The sequence below is a fragment of the Sulfobacillus harzensis genome (genome assembly GCF_012933365.1).
In the GTDB taxonomy this organism is placed as follows: domain Bacteria; phylum Bacillota; class Sulfobacillia; order Sulfobacillales; family Sulfobacillaceae; genus Sulfobacillus_B; species Sulfobacillus_B harzensis.
Genome location: NZ_JABBVZ010000260.1, coordinates 1 through 1,498, shown reverse-complemented (window position 1 = coordinate 1,498; position 1,498 = coordinate 1). Strand labels below are relative to the sequence as shown.

The 1,498-nt window shown below is 63.6% G+C and carries 1 protein-coding gene; it reads left to right on the top strand.

The window, feature by feature from the left end:
• The coding region (locus tag HIJ39_RS22885) for an IS110 family RNA-guided transposase (protein ID WP_169103334.1) at positions 1–1,089 on the top strand (1,089 nt) is incomplete at its 5' end.
• Positions 1,090–1,498 lie beyond the last annotated feature (409 nt).

Here is a 1,498-nt window from a genome sequence, read left to right as displayed (position 1 = left end):
CGCGCCCGTGATCTCGGGGCGATCCCCTACCGGCTGGACGCAGTGACCGAGTGGGTCCGGCGACAACCCGACGCAACCACGATCCTCGTGTGCTATGAAGCGGGTCCCACCGGTTTCGGCTTGGCTCGCCATCTTCAGCGATTGCAGGTGGCCTGTGACGTGATCGCTCCGGGGCTGATCCCCCAGAAGGCGGCAGACCGTGTCAAGACGGATCGGCGCGATGCCCGCAAACTGGCCGAAGACTTGCGATCGGGTAGCCTCACGCCGGTGCATCTGCCCACAGCCAACGAAGAAGCCTTTCGGGACCTCGTGCGGGCCCGGGCGTCGGCTGTTGAGGACCGCCGCCGGCTCCGCCACCGCATGAAAAGCGCGCTTTTACGGTGGGATATCCATCGTCCGGAGGGGATGCTGGCGTGGCGCCCCCGCTATCGCCAGTGGATCCGGACGTTGAATCCCGCTCCAGCCCTGCGATCTACGGTCTGGGCGGAGTGGTTGGCGCAATTGGAGGAACTCGATACGCGCGTCCAGCGTCTCGATGCCGCCATTCAACTGGCCATGCCGGAACACCCGCTCTATCCGCTCATGCTGGCCTTTCAGACCCTCCGGGGCGTCGATTGGATCACCGCCGCCACGCTCGTGGCGGAAGGCGGAGACTTCAGTCAATTTCGTCGACCCTCCGCCTTGATGGCCTTCACCGGACTGGTTCCAAGCGAGGCCTCGAGCGGCAAAACGCAGTCCCGGGGCCACATCACCAAAACGGGCAATGTGCATCTGCGCCGCGTGCTGGTCGAATCCGCCCATAGTTATCGCTTTCGTCCGAGCCTGCAAGGCGCCGTCAAACGCCGCTTGGCTGCCGTGCCGACTTGGGAGCCCGCCTTGCGCCAGATCTCGTGGCGCGCGCAAATTCGACTCCATGATCGATTGCGCCGGATTGGGGTAAAACGCGGGTATAACGCGGCCTATACCGCCGTCGGTCGCGAACTCTGTGGCTATGTCTGGGAAGTCGCGGTCTGGGTCCGAGCCACCCTCGCGGTCGACCGTCGCATCGCCGATCCCGCCGCACAGGAGGTGTCCATCGTCGCCCAGTAATCAATCCCTGCACGGTATCGATCTCTGATCCGTGCCCGGTGCATGCGGCGTCATTACGGAAGCGGGAGAGTCCTCGTCACGATGCTATGCGTTAAGACCCCAGTCGAGCACGCGCCTGTAGAGTGAGACAGCTCCCGTCGGATTCGCTAACTTGCGGTTATGCTCTCCTTCGAGAGCCATCAGCCCGCGTATACGAGAATGATCCGCCGTCGCCTCAAACAATCCGTAACAGGATTCCCCCGCATGCATTGGGCAGGGACCAGCGACCCCGTCCGGCCTGGGCCAGGATAGGCCAGCCTCGGTCTTCGTCAAGGTTTCCCTACGGCGGCTACGCCGACCTTGACGACCGACCTCGCATGGCCCCAAAAGAAATTAGGCCGGCCGGGTTGACATGGTGTCATCATACGAG